At 59.2% G+C, this 13,071-nt stretch carries 16 protein-coding genes; 11 read left to right on the plus strand and 5 right to left on the minus strand.

The window, feature by feature from the left end:
- Nucleotides 1–4: 4 nt before the first annotated feature.
- The 3 genes from mlaD to AC3WTM_RS01225 are packed head-to-tail and all read right to left on the minus strand — an operon-like array spanning nt 5 to nt 2,078.
- Nucleotides 5–472 (minus strand): outer membrane lipid asymmetry maintenance protein MlaD, encoded by a 468-nt coding sequence (mlaD, locus tag AC3WTM_RS01215; protein WP_007970271.1) that lies wholly within the window; start codon nt 470–472, stop codon nt 5–7.
- A complete protein-coding gene (gene mlaE, locus AC3WTM_RS01220) occupies nt 472–1,269 on the minus strand; it encodes a lipid asymmetry maintenance ABC transporter permease subunit MlaE (RefSeq protein WP_102669087.1) in 798 nt (265 codons plus the stop codon). The genes mlaD and mlaE overlap by 1 nt, the downstream gene beginning before the upstream one ends.
- The gene (locus AC3WTM_RS01225) at nt 1,269–2,078 is read right to left on the minus strand and encodes an ATP-binding cassette domain-containing protein (RefSeq protein ID WP_008018709.1); all 810 of its coding nucleotides are present in this window, start codon (nt 2,076–2,078) and stop codon (nt 1,269–1,271) included. The genes mlaE and AC3WTM_RS01225 overlap by 1 nt, the downstream gene beginning before the upstream one ends.
- A 275-nt stretch (nt 2,079–2,353) precedes the next feature.
- Here AC3WTM_RS01225 and AC3WTM_RS01230 point away from each other — a divergent pair, with 275 nt between their 5' ends.
- From AC3WTM_RS01230 to AC3WTM_RS01275, 10 genes are all read left to right on the plus strand, one after another.
- The gene (locus AC3WTM_RS01230; protein ID WP_057716416.1) at nt 2,354–3,328 is read left to right on the plus strand and encodes a KpsF/GutQ family sugar-phosphate isomerase; all 975 of its coding nucleotides are present in this window, start codon (nt 2,354–2,356) and stop codon (nt 3,326–3,328) included.
- The gene (locus AC3WTM_RS01235) at nt 3,328–3,852 is read left to right on the plus strand and encodes a KdsC family phosphatase (RefSeq protein WP_008018712.1); all 525 of its coding nucleotides are present in this window, start codon (nt 3,328–3,330) and stop codon (nt 3,850–3,852) included. Before AC3WTM_RS01230 ends, AC3WTM_RS01235 begins: the two co-directional genes overlap by 1 nt.
- Before the next feature lie 7 nt (nt 3,853–3,859).
- Nucleotides 3,860–4,432, plus strand: coding sequence for an LPS export ABC transporter periplasmic protein LptC (lptC, locus tag AC3WTM_RS01240; RefSeq protein ID WP_102669086.1), 573 nt, complete (start codon nt 3,860–3,862; stop codon nt 4,430–4,432).
- Nucleotides 4,419–4,967, plus strand: coding sequence for a lipopolysaccharide transport periplasmic protein LptA (gene lptA / locus AC3WTM_RS01245; RefSeq protein ID WP_102669085.1), 549 nt, complete (start codon nt 4,419–4,421; stop codon nt 4,965–4,967). The genes lptC and lptA overlap by 14 nt, the downstream gene beginning before the upstream one ends.
- Nucleotides 4,967–5,692: an LPS export ABC transporter ATP-binding protein gene (lptB, locus tag AC3WTM_RS01250; RefSeq protein ID WP_008054366.1), complete on the plus strand. Its 726-nt coding sequence runs from the start codon at nt 4,967–4,969 to the stop codon at nt 5,690–5,692. Before lptA ends, lptB begins: the two co-directional genes overlap by 1 nt.
- 246 nt (nt 5,693–5,938) lie before the next feature.
- Nucleotides 5,939–7,432, plus strand: coding sequence for an RNA polymerase factor sigma-54 (locus tag AC3WTM_RS01255; RefSeq protein WP_102669084.1), 1,494 nt, complete (start codon nt 5,939–5,941; stop codon nt 7,430–7,432).
- A gap of 74 nt (nt 7,433–7,506) precedes the next feature.
- On the plus strand, nt 7,507–7,815 hold the full coding sequence (gene hpf, locus AC3WTM_RS01260; protein ID WP_007941242.1) for a ribosome hibernation-promoting factor, HPF/YfiA family: 309 nt from the start codon (nt 7,507–7,509) through the stop codon (nt 7,813–7,815).
- Between the two features lie 12 nt (nt 7,816–7,827).
- On the plus strand, nt 7,828–8,292 hold the full coding sequence (gene ptsN, locus AC3WTM_RS01265) for a PTS IIA-like nitrogen regulatory protein PtsN (RefSeq protein WP_102669083.1): 465 nt from the start codon (nt 7,828–7,830) through the stop codon (nt 8,290–8,292).
- 2 nt (nt 8,293–8,294) lie between these two features.
- Complete coding sequence (gene rapZ / locus AC3WTM_RS01270; protein ID WP_102669082.1) at nt 8,295–9,152, plus strand: RNase adapter RapZ; 858 nt, start codon at nt 8,295–8,297, stop codon at nt 9,150–9,152.
- A gap of 15 nt (nt 9,153–9,167) precedes the next feature.
- Nucleotides 9,168–9,443: an HPr family phosphocarrier protein gene (locus AC3WTM_RS01275; protein ID WP_008018720.1), complete on the plus strand. Its 276-nt coding sequence runs from the start codon at nt 9,168–9,170 to the stop codon at nt 9,441–9,443.
- A gap of 150 nt (nt 9,444–9,593) precedes the next feature.
- On the opposite strand, the gene pmbA is transcribed toward AC3WTM_RS01275, so the two are convergent.
- On the minus strand, nt 9,594–10,940 hold the full coding sequence (pmbA, locus tag AC3WTM_RS01280; protein WP_102669081.1) for a metalloprotease PmbA: 1,347 nt from the start codon (nt 10,938–10,940) through the stop codon (nt 9,594–9,596).
- 108 nt (nt 10,941–11,048) lie between these two features.
- Between pmbA and yjgA the strand changes: the two genes are divergently transcribed.
- Nucleotides 11,049–11,573, plus strand: coding sequence for a ribosome biogenesis factor YjgA (gene yjgA / locus AC3WTM_RS01285; RefSeq protein WP_056728351.1), 525 nt, complete (start codon nt 11,049–11,051; stop codon nt 11,571–11,573).
- 48 nt (nt 11,574–11,621) lie between these two features.
- Here the strand turns inward: yjgA and tldD are convergent, their stop codons facing one another.
- Nucleotides 11,622–13,064, minus strand: coding sequence for a metalloprotease TldD (gene tldD, locus AC3WTM_RS01290; RefSeq protein ID WP_102669080.1), 1,443 nt, complete (start codon nt 13,062–13,064; stop codon nt 11,622–11,624).
- Nucleotides 13,065–13,071: the final 7 nt, after the last annotated feature.

Genomic DNA, 13,071 nt, shown 5'->3' on the forward strand with positions numbered 1-13,071 from the left:
TTCCTCATTTAGCTTCTTTGCTAACGGTATTGAGCAGGAATTTACCGATCAGGTCTTCGAGCACCAGCGATGACTGCGTGTCATGGATGGTTCCACCATCCTTGAGCAGGGTGTCTTCCCCGCCCACGCTGATACCGATGTACTTCTCGCCCAACAGGCCAGCAGTCAGGATAGATGCAGTGGAGTCCGCCGGCAGATTATCGATGCGTTTTTCCAGCTGCATGGTCACCCGACCGGTGAAACTGTCGCGATCCAGATCGATGGCCGTGACCTTGCCGATAGTCACACCGGCCATGGTCACCTTTGCTCTGACCGTCAAACCGGCGATATTGTCGAAGTAAGCGTAAAGTTTATACGTGTCGGTGCTCGGAGTCGGGGACAGGCCACTGACCCGCAACGCCAACAAGAGCAAAGCCAGGATGCCAGCCAGCAAGAAAAGGCCGACACCGATTTCCAGGGTGCGGTTTTGCATCAGAAATCTCCAAACATCAAGGCAGTCAGAATAAAATCCAGGCCGAGTACTGCCAACGAGGCATATACAACGGTCTTGGTAGTGGCACGACTGATCCCCTCGGAAGTGGGTTCGCAGTCATAGCCTTGGAATACGGCGATCCAGGTCACGACAAAGGCAAATACGATACTTTTGATGATCCCGTTGAGCACATCGTCGACGAACGTCACGCTGTTCTGCATGTTCGACCAGTAGGAGCCCTCATAGACTCCCAGCCAGTCGACCGCTACCCACGAGCCGCCCCAGATACCCACCACGCTGAAAATCATCGCCAGCACCGGCAGGGAAATGAAACCGGCCCACAAGCGTGGCGCGATGATGTACTTGAGCGGGTCGACCCCGATCATTTCCAGGCTGGACAACTGCTCGGTGGACTTCATGTTGCCGATTTCGGCAGTCAACGCCGAACCTGCGCGCCCGGCGAACAGCAAGGCGGTCACCACCGGCCCCAGTTCACGCAGCAGTGTCAGCGCCACCATCTGCCCGACAGCCTGCTCTGAACCATAGCTGGAAAGAATGTTGAAGCCCTGCAGCGCGAGCACCATGCCGATGAACACCCCGGAGACCACGATGATCACCAGGGACATCACGCCCACCGAATGCAACTGCTTGACCAGCAGCCCGAAGCCGCCACCAATACCGCCCCGCCCGAGCAAGGCATGGAACAGGAACAGGCTCGAACGCCCGAACACCGCCAGTACATCGATGCCGGCCTGGCCGAAGCGGCGAACGCGCTCCATCAATGAAATTCTGCGCATCAGCGCTTCCCCAGAAGATCTGCGCGGTAATCCGTCGCTGGAAAGTGGTACGGAACCGGGCCATCGGGTTCGCCGGTCATGAACTGACGAATGCGCGGTTCATCCGAATTCATCAACTCGTCAGGCGTCCCCTGCCCCAACACCTGACCATCGCCCACCACATAAATGTAGTCGGCAATGCTCGCGGTCTCGGCCAGGTCGTGGGATACCACGATGCTGGTGATGCCCAGCGCATCATTGAGCAACCGGATGAGGCGCACCAGAACACCCATTGCGATGGGGTCCTGACCGACAAAGGGCTCGTCGTACATGAGGATCTGCGGGTCGAGCGCAATCGCCCGGGCCAGCGCAACACGGCGTTTCATGCCGCCGGAAAGCTCGTCGGGCATCAAGTCGATGGCACCGCGCAAGCCCACTGCCTGCAATTTGAGCAGAACAATGTCGCGGATCATTTCATCCGGCAGTTGGGTATGAACACGCAACGGAAAAGCGACGTTCTCGAAGACATCGAGGTCGGTAAACAGTGCGCCGCTCTGAAAAAGCACGCCCATATGCTTGCGCGCATCGAACAGGTCGCTGCGCGACAGTTTTGGCAGGTTCTGACCGTTGACCCAGACTTCGCCCTTGGTGGGCCGCAACTGGGCGCCCATCAGACGCAAGAGCGTGGTCTTGCCACACCCGGAAGGCCCCATGATGCCGGTGACCTTGCCGCGCGGGATACGGATATCGACATTATTGAAAATGCTGCGCGCACCGCGCTTGAAGGACAGTCCCTTCAACTCGACCGCGTAGGCGTTATCGGCACTCATCTAAACTCCTTGCGATGCAGCCTCTCACTCGGACGCCTGGCTTTCTGACAAAAGCACATACCTCCCGGGCAGGCCGAACTGGCGGCGAACTATATCACTGCAACGGCTGCGCGCCCAAGGCCAAAGCCAGGTCATGTTCAACTGCATGACAGGTTGAAGGCCCCGTTTAGAAGGTTTCCGGCAACAAGGATGGCAATGCGCGACGAACTAGCGTGAGGGATTCGATCATAACCGTTATAATCGCCGCCTTTTCATCAGGCTATACGATTTCTGACATGAGCCAATCCAGCGACCTGATTCAATCTGCACAACGCACCATCCGCCTCGAGGTAGAAGCCGTGCAAGGCCTGCTACCCCATATCGACGCAGATTTCGTACGCGCTTGCGAGATGATTCTGGCCAGCAAAGGCCGCGTGGTTGTGGTCGGCATGGGCAAATCGGGACACATCGGCAACAAGATTGCCGCGACCTTGGCCAGCACCGGCACCACGGCGTTTTTTGTGCACCCGGCTGAAGCCAGCCACGGCGACATGGGCATGATTACCCGCGACGACATCATTCTGGCGCTCTCGAATTCCGGCTCCACCAATGAAATCGTGACCCTGCTGCCACTGATCAAGCGCCTGGGCATTCAGTTGATCAGCGTGACCGGCAAGCCTGACTCGCCGCTAGCCAAGGCCGCCGAGGTCAACCTGAATGTTCACGTCGAGCACGAAGCCTGTCCGTTGAACCTGGCCCCCACCTCGTCGACCACCGCCGCCCTGGTCATGGGCGACGCCTTGGCAGTCGCGCTGCTGGAAGCCCGTGGCTTTACCGCCGAAGACTTCGCCTTTTCCCATCCAGGCGGCGCCCTGGGCCGACGCCTGCTGCTGAAAGTGGAAAATGTCATGCACGCCGGGCAAGAGTTACCGCAAGTACAACGCGGCACCTTGCTGAAGGATGCGCTAATGGAAATGACCCGCAAAGGCCTGGGCATGACCGTGATCCTGGAAGCCGACGGAAAGCTGGCCGGAATCTTTACTGACGGTGACTTGCGTCGCACGCTGGACCGTAGCATCGACATCCATAGCGCTACCATCGATCAGGTCATGACAGCACACGGCAAGACTGCCCGCGCCGAGATGCTCGCCGCCGAAGCGCTGAAAATCATGGAAGACCATAAAATCAACGCGCTGGTTGTAGTCGACAGTGAAGACCGCCCGGTCGGCGCCTTGAACATGCACGACTTGCTGCGTGCAGGAGTAATGTAATGAGTGCGGACCTGCTGCAACGCGGCAAACAGATCAAGCTGGCGGTGTTCGATGTCGATGGCGTGCTGACCGATGGGCGCCTGTATTTCCTCGAAGACGGCAGCGAGTTCAAGACATTCAACACCCTCGACGGCCAGGGCATCAAGATGCTGATGGCCGCCGGCGTGCAGACCGCCATCATCAGTGGCCGCAAGACCCCGGTGGTCGAGCGACGAGCCAAAAACCTCGGTATCCCGCACCTCTATCAGGGTCGCGAGGATAAACTGGTGGTACTCGACGAACTGCTGGCCCAACTCAACCTGAGCTATGAACAGGTGGCCTACCTCGGCGACGACCTGCCGGACCTGCCGGTGATTCGCCGCGTCGGCCTGGGCATGGCGGTGGCCAATGCCGCCAGCTTCGTGCGTGAACACGCCCACGGCATCACCCTCGCCCGTGGCGGCGAAGGTGCCGCTCGCGAATTCTGCGAATTGATCCTGCGCGCCCAGGACCGCCTCGACGCGGCCAATGCGGCGTACCTGTGAGCCCACTATGCTGAGCAAAAAATTTCGCAACACCCTGATGTTCAGTTGCATCGCGGCGATATTCGCTGCGGTTGGATACTGGAACATCAGCCCGGAACGTTTCCTCGACAAGCCGGTAACGCCGGTCGATGAAAGCGCGATCGACTATTACGCCATCAACGCCCACAGCGTGCAGTACCTGCCCGACGGCAAGCTGCAATATGATCTGGTGTCCGACAAGGTCGAGCACGTGAAATCGACCGAGGTGACATTACTGACCAACCCCGACCTGAATGTGTTCCGCGGCACTGAATTCCCGTGGCATGTCCAGAGCCTGCGCGGCGAGGTCAACCCTGATGGCACACAGGTCGAACTGATCGATGACGTGCGCATCACGCGCTTCGACGAAAAAAACCGTAGAACCCTGATCACCAGCACACGCATGACCGTGTTCCCGCAGCAGCAATATGCGCAGACCGAGCAAGACGTTAGAATCGACGGCGCTGGCGGTGTATCGACTGGCAAGGGAATGAAAGCGTATTTGAAAGAAAGCAGGATACACCTGCTATCGAACGTAAGAGGACAGTATGAGGCTCGTTAAAACCCTCCCGATTTTGCTCAGTCTGGGCGCAGCACTGGGAAGCGTGAGCGCCTGGGCTCTGCCGGAAGACCAACAGCAGCCTATCCGTATTCAGGCCGACGATGCCCAACTGGACGACAAGCAAGGTATTGCTACCTATAAGGGTGACGTGATCATCACCCAAGGCTCGATGAAGGTGACAGGCAACACCGTTACCATCACCCGCACCCCGGCTGGCGACATTGACGTCGTGACCTCGGTGGGCAACCTGGCGTACTTCGAGCAATTGCAAACGGCTGGCGATACCAAGCCTGTCCAGGGTTGGGGCGTGACGATCCAGTATCACGCTTCGCAAAATCGCGTCGTCCTGATCGACAAGGCCAAAGTTGTCGACAAGGACAACAACGTCACCCAAGGCGAGAAAATTGTCTACGACACGGACAAGAAACTCGCCAGCGCCGGTCGCGCCACAGGCAGCAAGATCACCGAAGCGCGTCCGCGCATCGACATGGTGATCCAGCCGAAGAAGAAAACCGACGAGAAAAAGGCCCAGTAATGGCAACTCTGAAAGCTCAGCATCTGGCCAAGAGCTACAAGAGCCGCCAGGTCGTGCGTGATGTCAGCCTGTCCATCGACAGCGGCCAGATCGTCGGCCTGCTTGGTCCGAACGGCGCCGGCAAGACCACCTGTTTCTACATGATTGTCGGCCTGGTACAAGCCGACCAGGGCCGCGTCCTGATCGATGACTTGGACGTCAGCCACCAACCGATGCACGGCCGCGCAAAGGCTGGTATCGGCTACTTGCCGCAAGAAGCATCGATCTTCCGCAAACTGTCGGTGGCCGACAACATCATGGCCATCCTCGAGACCCGCAAGGAACTCGACAAGGCCGGTCGTCGCAAGGAACTGGAAAGCCTGCTGCAGGAATTCCACATCAGCCACATCCGCGACAACCTGGGCATGAGCCTGTCCGGTGGTGAGCGCCGTCGCGTGGAAATAGCCCGCGCCCTGGCCACCAATCCGAAATTCATCCTCCTCGACGAGCCCTTCGCCGGCGTGGACCCGATTTCGGTCGGCGACATCAAGCAGATCATTCACCACCTCAAGGCCAAGGGCATTGGCGTGCTGATCACGGACCACAACGTTCGTGAAACCCTGGATATCTGTGAAACCGCCTATATCGTCAATGACGGCCAACTGATTGCCGAAGGCGACGCTGAGACCATCCTGGCCAACGACCTGGTCAAGGAAGTGTATCTGGGCCATGAGTTCCGCCTGTAAGCGCTGAGCCGTGCCCAGGCCGTTGCCCGGGCACCTGACCAGCCACTCACCAGCGCCTCCGTGCCGACAAGCGTCATCAGCCCTCGACAAGGGCAGCGCAGCAATACAGCTTTATAGTTTTTTATTGTTACAGCGCTCTAGGCAAACCCTTTAGTTTCAGGCATATAATTTGCTTAAGTTTGGCGCCCCGGCGCCCTGTAGTGGATGGCGCATGTGCGCCGGCGAATAAGGTGTTAAGCCCCTGCCATGAAACCATCGCTAGTCTTGAGAATGGGCCAGCAGCTGACGATGACACCGCAGCTGCAACAGGCCATCCGCCTGCTCCAATTGTCGACCCTGGACCTGCAACAGGAAATCCAGGAGGCCCTGGAGTCCAATCCGATGCTCGAACGCCAGGAAGAAGGCGACGACTTCGACAATTCCGACCCCCTGGCCGACAACGCCGAACAAAAGCCCAACAGCGACATCCAGGAGCCCTCCTACCAGGAAAGCGCCCCGACGGTAGATAACCTCGATGAGGGAGACTGGAACGAGCGTATCCCCAACGAACTCCCCGTCGATACCGCGTGGGAAGACGTTTACCAGACCAGCGCCAGCAGCCTGCCCAGCAATGATGATGACGAGTGGGACTTCACCACCCGCACCTCGGCCGGCGAAAGCCTGCAGAGCCACTTGCTGTGGCAACTGAATCTGGCCCCGATGTCCGACACCGATCGCCTGATCGCCGTGACCCTGATCGATTGCATCAACAATCAGGGCTACCTGGACGAAACCCTCGAGGAAATCCTCGAAGCGTTCGACCCGGAACTGGACATCGAACTGGACGAAATCGAAGCCGTCCTGCACCGCATCCAGCAATTCGAGCCCGCCGGCATCGGCGCCCGCAACCTGGGCGAATGCCTGCTGCTGCAATTGCGCCAGCTGCCTGCCAAAACCCCTTGGCTGGCCGAGGCCAAGCGCCTGGTTACCGATTACATCGACCTGCTTGGCAGCCGCGACTACAGCCAGTTGATGCGTCGCATGAAGCTCAAGGAAGATGAGCTGCGCCAGGTCATCGAGTTGGTCCAGACCCTCAACCCGCGCCCGGGCTCGCAGATCGAGTCCACCGAAGCCGAGTACGTCGTCCCTGACGTCATCGTACGCAAGGACAACGAGCGCTGGCTCGTGGAGCTCAATCAGGAGTCGGTGCCACGGCTGCGGGTCAATGCCCAGTACGCCGGTTTCGTGCGCCGCGCCGACACCAGCGCCGACAATACCTTCATGCGCAATCAGTTGCAGGAGGCCCGCTGGTTCATCAAGAGCCTGCAAAGCCGCAATGAAACCCTGATGAAGGTTGCCACCCAGATCGTCGAGCATCAGCGCGGCTTTCTGGAGTACGGCGACGAAGCCATGAAGCCGCTGGTCCTGCATGACATCGCCGAAGCGGTCGGCATGCACGAGTCGACGATTTCACGGGTGACCACCCAGAAGTTCATGCACACCCCCCGGGGCATTTATGAACTGAAGTACTTTTTTTCCAGTCACGTAAGCACCTCCGAAGGCGGCGAATGCTCGTCCACGGCGATCCGGGCGATCATCAAAAAACTGGTTGCAGCGGAAAATCAGAAAAAGCCGTTGAGTGACAGCAAGATCGCTGGTTTACTGGAGGCACAAGGCATTCAGGTGGCTCGCCGCACCGTCGCCAAGTACCGCGAATCCCTCGGGATCGCGCCTTCGAGCGAACGCAAGCGGTTGATGTAGGGCCACGCCACAGCGTTCCAGTGGTAGATCATCTGATCTACCGCTTTATGCACTGGCAACGAAGGAGAAGCTGTATGCAAGTCAACATCAGTGGACACCAACTGGAAGTGACCGAACCTCTTCGCACCTACATCGGCGAAAAACTCGAACGATTGGAGCGACATTTCGACAAGATCACTAATGTGCAGGTCACGATGACCGTCGAAAAACTGAAGCAGAAAATCGAAGCCACGCTGCATATTCCCGGGAATGAAGTGGTCGCCAACGCGGAACATACCGATATGTATGCCGCGATCGACGCACTCACCGACAAGCTGGATAAACAACTCAAAAAGCATAAGGAAAAGACCCAGAGCCTCCTCCAGGGCGCAACCGGTCGTTAACACCCCCAACCCATGATCCGACTTGAAAGTATCCTGACCCCCGGCCGTTCCCTGGTGAACGTGCCGGGAGGCAGTAAAAAGAAAGCCCTCGAACAAATTGCCAATCTTATCGCCCGCGAAGTGCCGGCCCTGGAGATGCAAGATGTCTTCGAGGCGCTGATCGCCCGTGAAAAACTCGGCTCCACCGGGTTTGGCAATGGCATCGCTATTCCACATTGCCGTCTCAAGGGCTGTATTTCGCCCATCAGTGCATTGATGCACCTGGACGCCCCTATCGATTTCGACGCCATCGACGGCGCGCCGGTTGACCTGCTCTTCGTGCTGCTGGTCCCGGAAGCCGCCACCGATGCGCACCTTGAGCTGCTGCGACAGATCGCCAGCATGCTCGACCGCAAGGAAGTTCGCGAAAAGCTGCGTAGTGCTGCAAGCAACGAAGCCTTGTATCAGGTTGTCCTGGACGAGCAAAACGGTCAGTAATCATGCGTTTGATCATCGTCAGTGGCCGTTCCGGCTCAGGTAAAAGTACCGCCCTCGACGTCCTTGAGGACAGCGGCTACTACTGCATCGACAACCTGCCAGCCGGTCTGCTGCCGGAGCTGGCCGAACGCGCCCTGGTTCATACCGAGATGCTGCAGCCGCTGGTCGCTGTTTCCATTGACGCGCGCAACCTGCCCAGCCACCTGTCACGCTTCCCCGACCTGCTCGAGGAAGTCCGTGCCCGCCACATCCAGTGCGATGTGCTGTACCTGGACGCAGACGAAGAAACCCTGCTCAAGCGTTTCTCGGAAACCCGCCGACGTCACCCCCTGACCAATGCCAACCGCTCGCTGGCCGAAGCCATCAACGTTGAGAGCGTCCTGCTCGGGCCTATTGCCGACCTTGCCGATCTCAAGATCAACACCACCAGCCTGAACCTTTATCAACTGCGCGATGCCATCAAACTGCGTCTGTTGAATCAGCCGGAGCCGGGGACTGCGTTCCTGGTGGAATCCTTCGGCTTCAAGCGCGGAATGCCGGTGGACGCCGACCTGGTGTTCGATGTGCGCTGCCTGCCCAACCCTTACTGGAAACCGGAGTTGCGCGAGCAGTCCGGGCTCGATCAACCGGTTGCGGAATACCTGGCGGCTCAGCCGGATGTCGAAGAGATGTTCCAGGACATTTCCACATACCTGCTAAAGTGGCTGCCACGCTTTGCCGCCAGCAACCGCGCCTACGTCACCATTGCCATTGGCTGCACGGGCGGACATCACCGTTCCGTCTACCTGACCGAGCGTCTGGGGCAAACGCTGCAACAATCCCTGAAGAACGTCCAGGTCCGCCACCGCGACCTCAGCTAAAGGATTCACATCGCGATGCCTGCTCTGGAAATCGAAATCATCAATAAACTGGGTTTGCATGCCCGGGCATCCGCAAAATTCGTTGGTGTCGCCGGGCAATTCAAGGATTGCACGATCCGTGTGGGACGCACGCCAGAATCCACCGTCGATGGAAAAAGCATCATGGCCATGATGATGCTCGCCGCGGGCAAGGGCACAAAAATCCATCTGAGCACGGAAGGCGAGCAGGAACAGGAAGCGATGGATGCACTGGTGGCCTTGATCAACAATTACTTCGACGAAGGCGAGTAAACGCCGCAGCTTTGTGGCGAGCGTCGCATCCATCACCTTCATCAAGCAAAACAGCGCTCTTGTTTCTGTGTTTCCCGGGATTGCGTGAAGAACCATAAAAAAGGCGCGCCACTCATTGGGTGGCGCGCCTTTTTTGTATCACGGGAAGGATTAACTGCCCGCTACGGTCATCCGCTCGATCAGCACCGAACCGGTGCGGATGTTGCTGCGAAGTTCGAGATCATTACCGACCGCGACAATCTGTTTGAACATGTCACGCATGTTGCCGGCGATAGTCACTTCCTGGACCGCGAACTGGATTTCGCCGTTCTCGACCCAGTAACCCGCCGCGCCCCGGGAGTAATCGCCGGTGACCATGTTCAGCCCCTGGCCCATCAACTCGGTGACCAACAGCCCGCGCCCCATGCGCCGCAACAAGGCCGCCTGGTCTTCATCGCCGTGGGTGACGAACAGGTTGTGCACGCCGCCAGCGTTGGCCGTACTTGGCATGCCGAGCTTGCGACCGGAGTAGGTGCCAAGGATGTAAGACACCAATTCGCCCTTTTCGACAAACGGTTTGGCGTAGGTTGCCAAACCATCACCGTCGAACGCTGCGCTGCCCATGGCACGCATCAGATGCGGACGTTCGTCGATGGTCAGCCACTCCGGAAACAGCTTCTGCCCAAGGGTGCCCTCGAGGAAGGACGACTTGCGATACAGACTGCCGCCGGAAATCGCCGACAGGAAACTGCCGAACAGCCCCCCGGCCAACTCTGCGGAAAATAGCACCGGCACCTCGCAAGTCGGTACCGGACGCGCGCCTAGACGGCTCGCCGCCCGTTGCGCAGCACGTTGACCGATGCTCACCGGGTCGGTGAGCAGATTGCCCTGGCGGTTCACGTCGTACCAGTAATCGCGCTGCATCTGGCCATCGGCCTCGGCGATCATCACGCAGCTCAGGCTGTGGCGAGTCGATGCGTAACCGCCGATAAACCCGTGACTGTTGCCGTAGACACGGCAGCCCTGATGGGTACTGAGGGTGGTGCCGTCGGCGTTCTTGATCCGGTTGTCGGCGGCAAACGCCGCAGCTTCGCAGGCCAGGGCCTGTTCGATGGCTTGTTCCGGAGTGATGTCCCATTGGTGGAACAGGTCGAAATCCTGAATATCCCGCGCCATCAGCGCGGCATCCGCGAGGCCCGAGGCTTCGTCTTCTGACGTGTGTTTGGCGATAGCCAGTGCAGCGGCAACCGTTTCGCGAATCGCTTCCGGACCGCTGGCCGAAGTGCTGGCCGAGCCTTTGCGCTGGCCGACATACAAGGTGATGCCAAATCCCTGATCGCGGTTGAATTCGACCGTTTCGACTTCACGCTGGCGCACCGTAGTCGACAAACCCTGCTCAAGCGACACCGCCACCTCACAGGCGCTGGCCCCCTGGCGCTTGGCTTCAGCGATGATCTGCTCGACTTGTTCCTGCAGTGCCGGCAACGCTTGTGGGCCGACGCTTTCAACTGCACTCATGCTGTTCTCCACTCAAATTCTGCTTTCGGTGACGGTCATCGAGCGACCGGGCCGGACAAGCGGCCCCCGACTGGTTATCATGGCGGCGTTTCTTTGCGGACGGCCACCATGGTTGATTCTTACGACGACTCCCTCGATACGGGAGAAAAAAGCAAATCCCAGGTCAAACGCGAGCTGCATGCTCTGGTTGACCTTGGCGAGCGCCTTACAACACTCAAGCCTGACTTGCTGGCAAAACTGCCCTTGACCGACGGAATGCGTCGGGCTCTGGCCGATGCGCCCAAGCACACCGCGAACATCGCGCGAAAACGGCACCTTCAGTTCATCGGCAAACTGATGCGCGATCAGGACACTGCCGCCATTCTGGTTCTGCTCGATCAACTCGATGCCTCCACCCGTCAATACAACGAACGCTTCCATAACCTGGAACGCTGGCGCGATCGTCTGATTGCCGGCGACGATGCCGTACTGGAAAAATTCGTCGTCGACTACCCGGACGCGGACCGCCAGCAATTGCGTTCCCTGATCCGTCAGGCCCAGCATGAGGTTGCGCAAAACAAACCTCCTGCTTCCAGCCGTAAAATCTTCAAGTACATCCGTGAGCTGGACGAGACTCAACGCGGTCTGCGTTAATTCTCGAAGCGGGTGAGCTGCTTCGCAGCTCACCCGCAGCCTCACTTCTTACGACCCCGTGCCACCCACGGTGATCGCATCAATCTTCAGCGTTGGCTGGCCGACACCCACCGGCACCGACTGCCCATCCTTGCCACACGTACCCACGCCGCTGTCCAGCGACAGATCATTACCGACCATCGACACCTTGCTCATGGCTTCCGGCCCGTTGCCGATCAGGGTCGCGCCCTTGACCGGAGCGGTAATCTTGCCGTCCTCGATCAGGTACGCCTCGCTGGTGGAGAACACGAACTTGCCGCTGGTGATGTCCACCTGACCGCCACCCAGGTTGGCGCAGTAAATGCCGCGCTTCACCGAAGCGATGATTTCCGCCGGGTCGCTTTCGCCGGCGAGCATGTAGGTGTTGGTCATGCGCGGCATCGGCAGGTGCGCGTAGGATTCGCGACGACCGTTACCGGTGCGCGCCACGCCCATCAGGCGGGCATTGAGCTTGTCCTGCATGTAGCCTTTGAGTACGCCGTTTTCGATCAGCGTGGTGCACTCGGTCGGCGTGCCTTCGTCGTCGACACTCAACGAGCCACGACGACCGGCCAGGGTGCCATCATCGACAATGGTGCACAGCTTCGACGCAACCATCTCGCCCATGCGACCGCTGTAGGCTGAACTGCCCTTGCGGTTGAAGTCGCCTTCCAGACCGTGACCGACCGCTTCGTGCAGCAACACGCCCGACCAGCCGGAACCGAGTACCACCGGCAAGGTACCGGCCGGTGCCGGAATGGCTTCGAGGTTGACCAGCGCCTGGCGCAACGCTTCACGGGCATAGCCCATGGCGCGGTCTTCGCCGAGGAAATAACGGTAATCGGTCCGACCACCACCGCCATGACCACCTCGTTCGCGGCGACCGTTCTGCTCGACGATCACGCTGACGTTGAAGCGCACCAGCGGCCGTACATCCGCCGCCAGACCGCCGTCGGTGGAAGCCACCAGAATCCGCTCCCAGACACCGGCCATGCTCACGGTGACTTGCTGGATGCGTGGGTCGAGGGCGCGGGTCGCGGCATCGACTCGCTTGAGCAAATCGACTTTCTCGGCACGGGTCAGCACTTCCAGAGGATTGTCCGGCGCATACAACTGCGCGACATCCTGGCTGGTGAATGCCTGCACGGTGCCATTCTGGCCCGCGCGGGAAATCGAACGGGCGGCCCGCGCCGCCGCGCCAAGGGCTTCCAGGGTGATGGCATTGCTGTAGGCAAAACCGGTTTTTTCACCCGATTGCGCGCGCACGCCCACACCTTGGTCAAGGTTGAAGCTGCCTTCCTTGACGATGCCGTCTTCCAGCGCCCAAGACTCGGAGATCTGCCCCTGGAAATACAGGTCGGCCGCATCGATGCCCGGCCCGGCCAGGTCGCCTAGCACGCCTTGCAGGCTCTCGATCGTGACGCCACCGGGCGCCAGCAGGTGTTCACTGACTGAGGACAACAACTCGCTCATATGCTTT

It is taken from the genome of Pseudomonas sp. EU05-FHT14B02 (genome assembly GCF_058791055.1).

Bases quoted from the DNA above. Each gene is read 5' to 3' on its own strand.
- ptsN (WP_102669083.1), top strand. From the start codon at position 7,828: ATGATCCGACTTGAAAGTATCCTGACCCCCGGCCGTTCCCTGGTGAAC.
- mlaD (WP_007970271.1), bottom strand. From the start codon at position 472: ATGCAAAACCGCACCCTGGAAATCGGTGTCGGCCTTTTCTTGCTGGCT.
- AC3WTM_RS01230 (WP_057716416.1), top strand. From the start codon at position 2,354: ATGAGCCAATCCAGCGACCTGATTCAATCTGCACAACGCACCATCCGC.
- hpf (WP_007941242.1), top strand. From the start codon at position 7,507: ATGCAAGTCAACATCAGTGGACACCAACTGGAAGTGACCGAACCTCTT.
- AC3WTM_RS01225 (WP_008018709.1), bottom strand. From the start codon at position 2,078: ATGAGTGCCGATAACGCCTACGCGGTCGAGTTGAAGGGACTGTCCTTC.
- pmbA (WP_102669081.1), bottom strand. From the start codon at position 10,940: ATGAGTGCAGTTGAAAGCGTCGGCCCACAAGCGTTGCCGGCACTGCAG.
- tldD (WP_102669080.1), bottom strand. From the start codon at position 13,064: ATGAGCGAGTTGTTGTCCTCAGTCAGTGAACACCTGCTGGCGCCCGGT.
- lptC (WP_102669086.1), top strand. From the start codon at position 3,860: ATGCTGAGCAAAAAATTTCGCAACACCCTGATGTTCAGTTGCATCGCG.
- AC3WTM_RS01255 (WP_102669084.1), top strand. From the start codon at position 5,939: ATGAAACCATCGCTAGTCTTGAGAATGGGCCAGCAGCTGACGATGACA.
- lptB (WP_008054366.1), top strand. From the start codon at position 4,967: ATGGCAACTCTGAAAGCTCAGCATCTGGCCAAGAGCTACAAGAGCCGC.
- lptA (WP_102669085.1), top strand. From the start codon at position 4,419: ATGAGGCTCGTTAAAACCCTCCCGATTTTGCTCAGTCTGGGCGCAGCA.
- AC3WTM_RS01235 (WP_008018712.1), top strand. From the start codon at position 3,328: ATGAGTGCGGACCTGCTGCAACGCGGCAAACAGATCAAGCTGGCGGTG.
- AC3WTM_RS01275 (WP_008018720.1), top strand. From the start codon at position 9,168: ATGCCTGCTCTGGAAATCGAAATCATCAATAAACTGGGTTTGCATGCC.
- rapZ (WP_102669082.1), top strand. From the start codon at position 8,295: ATGCGTTTGATCATCGTCAGTGGCCGTTCCGGCTCAGGTAAAAGTACC.
- mlaE (WP_102669087.1), bottom strand. From the start codon at position 1,269: ATGCGCAGAATTTCATTGATGGAGCGCGTTCGCCGCTTCGGCCAGGCC.
- yjgA (WP_056728351.1), top strand. From the start codon at position 11,049: ATGGTTGATTCTTACGACGACTCCCTCGATACGGGAGAAAAAAGCAAA.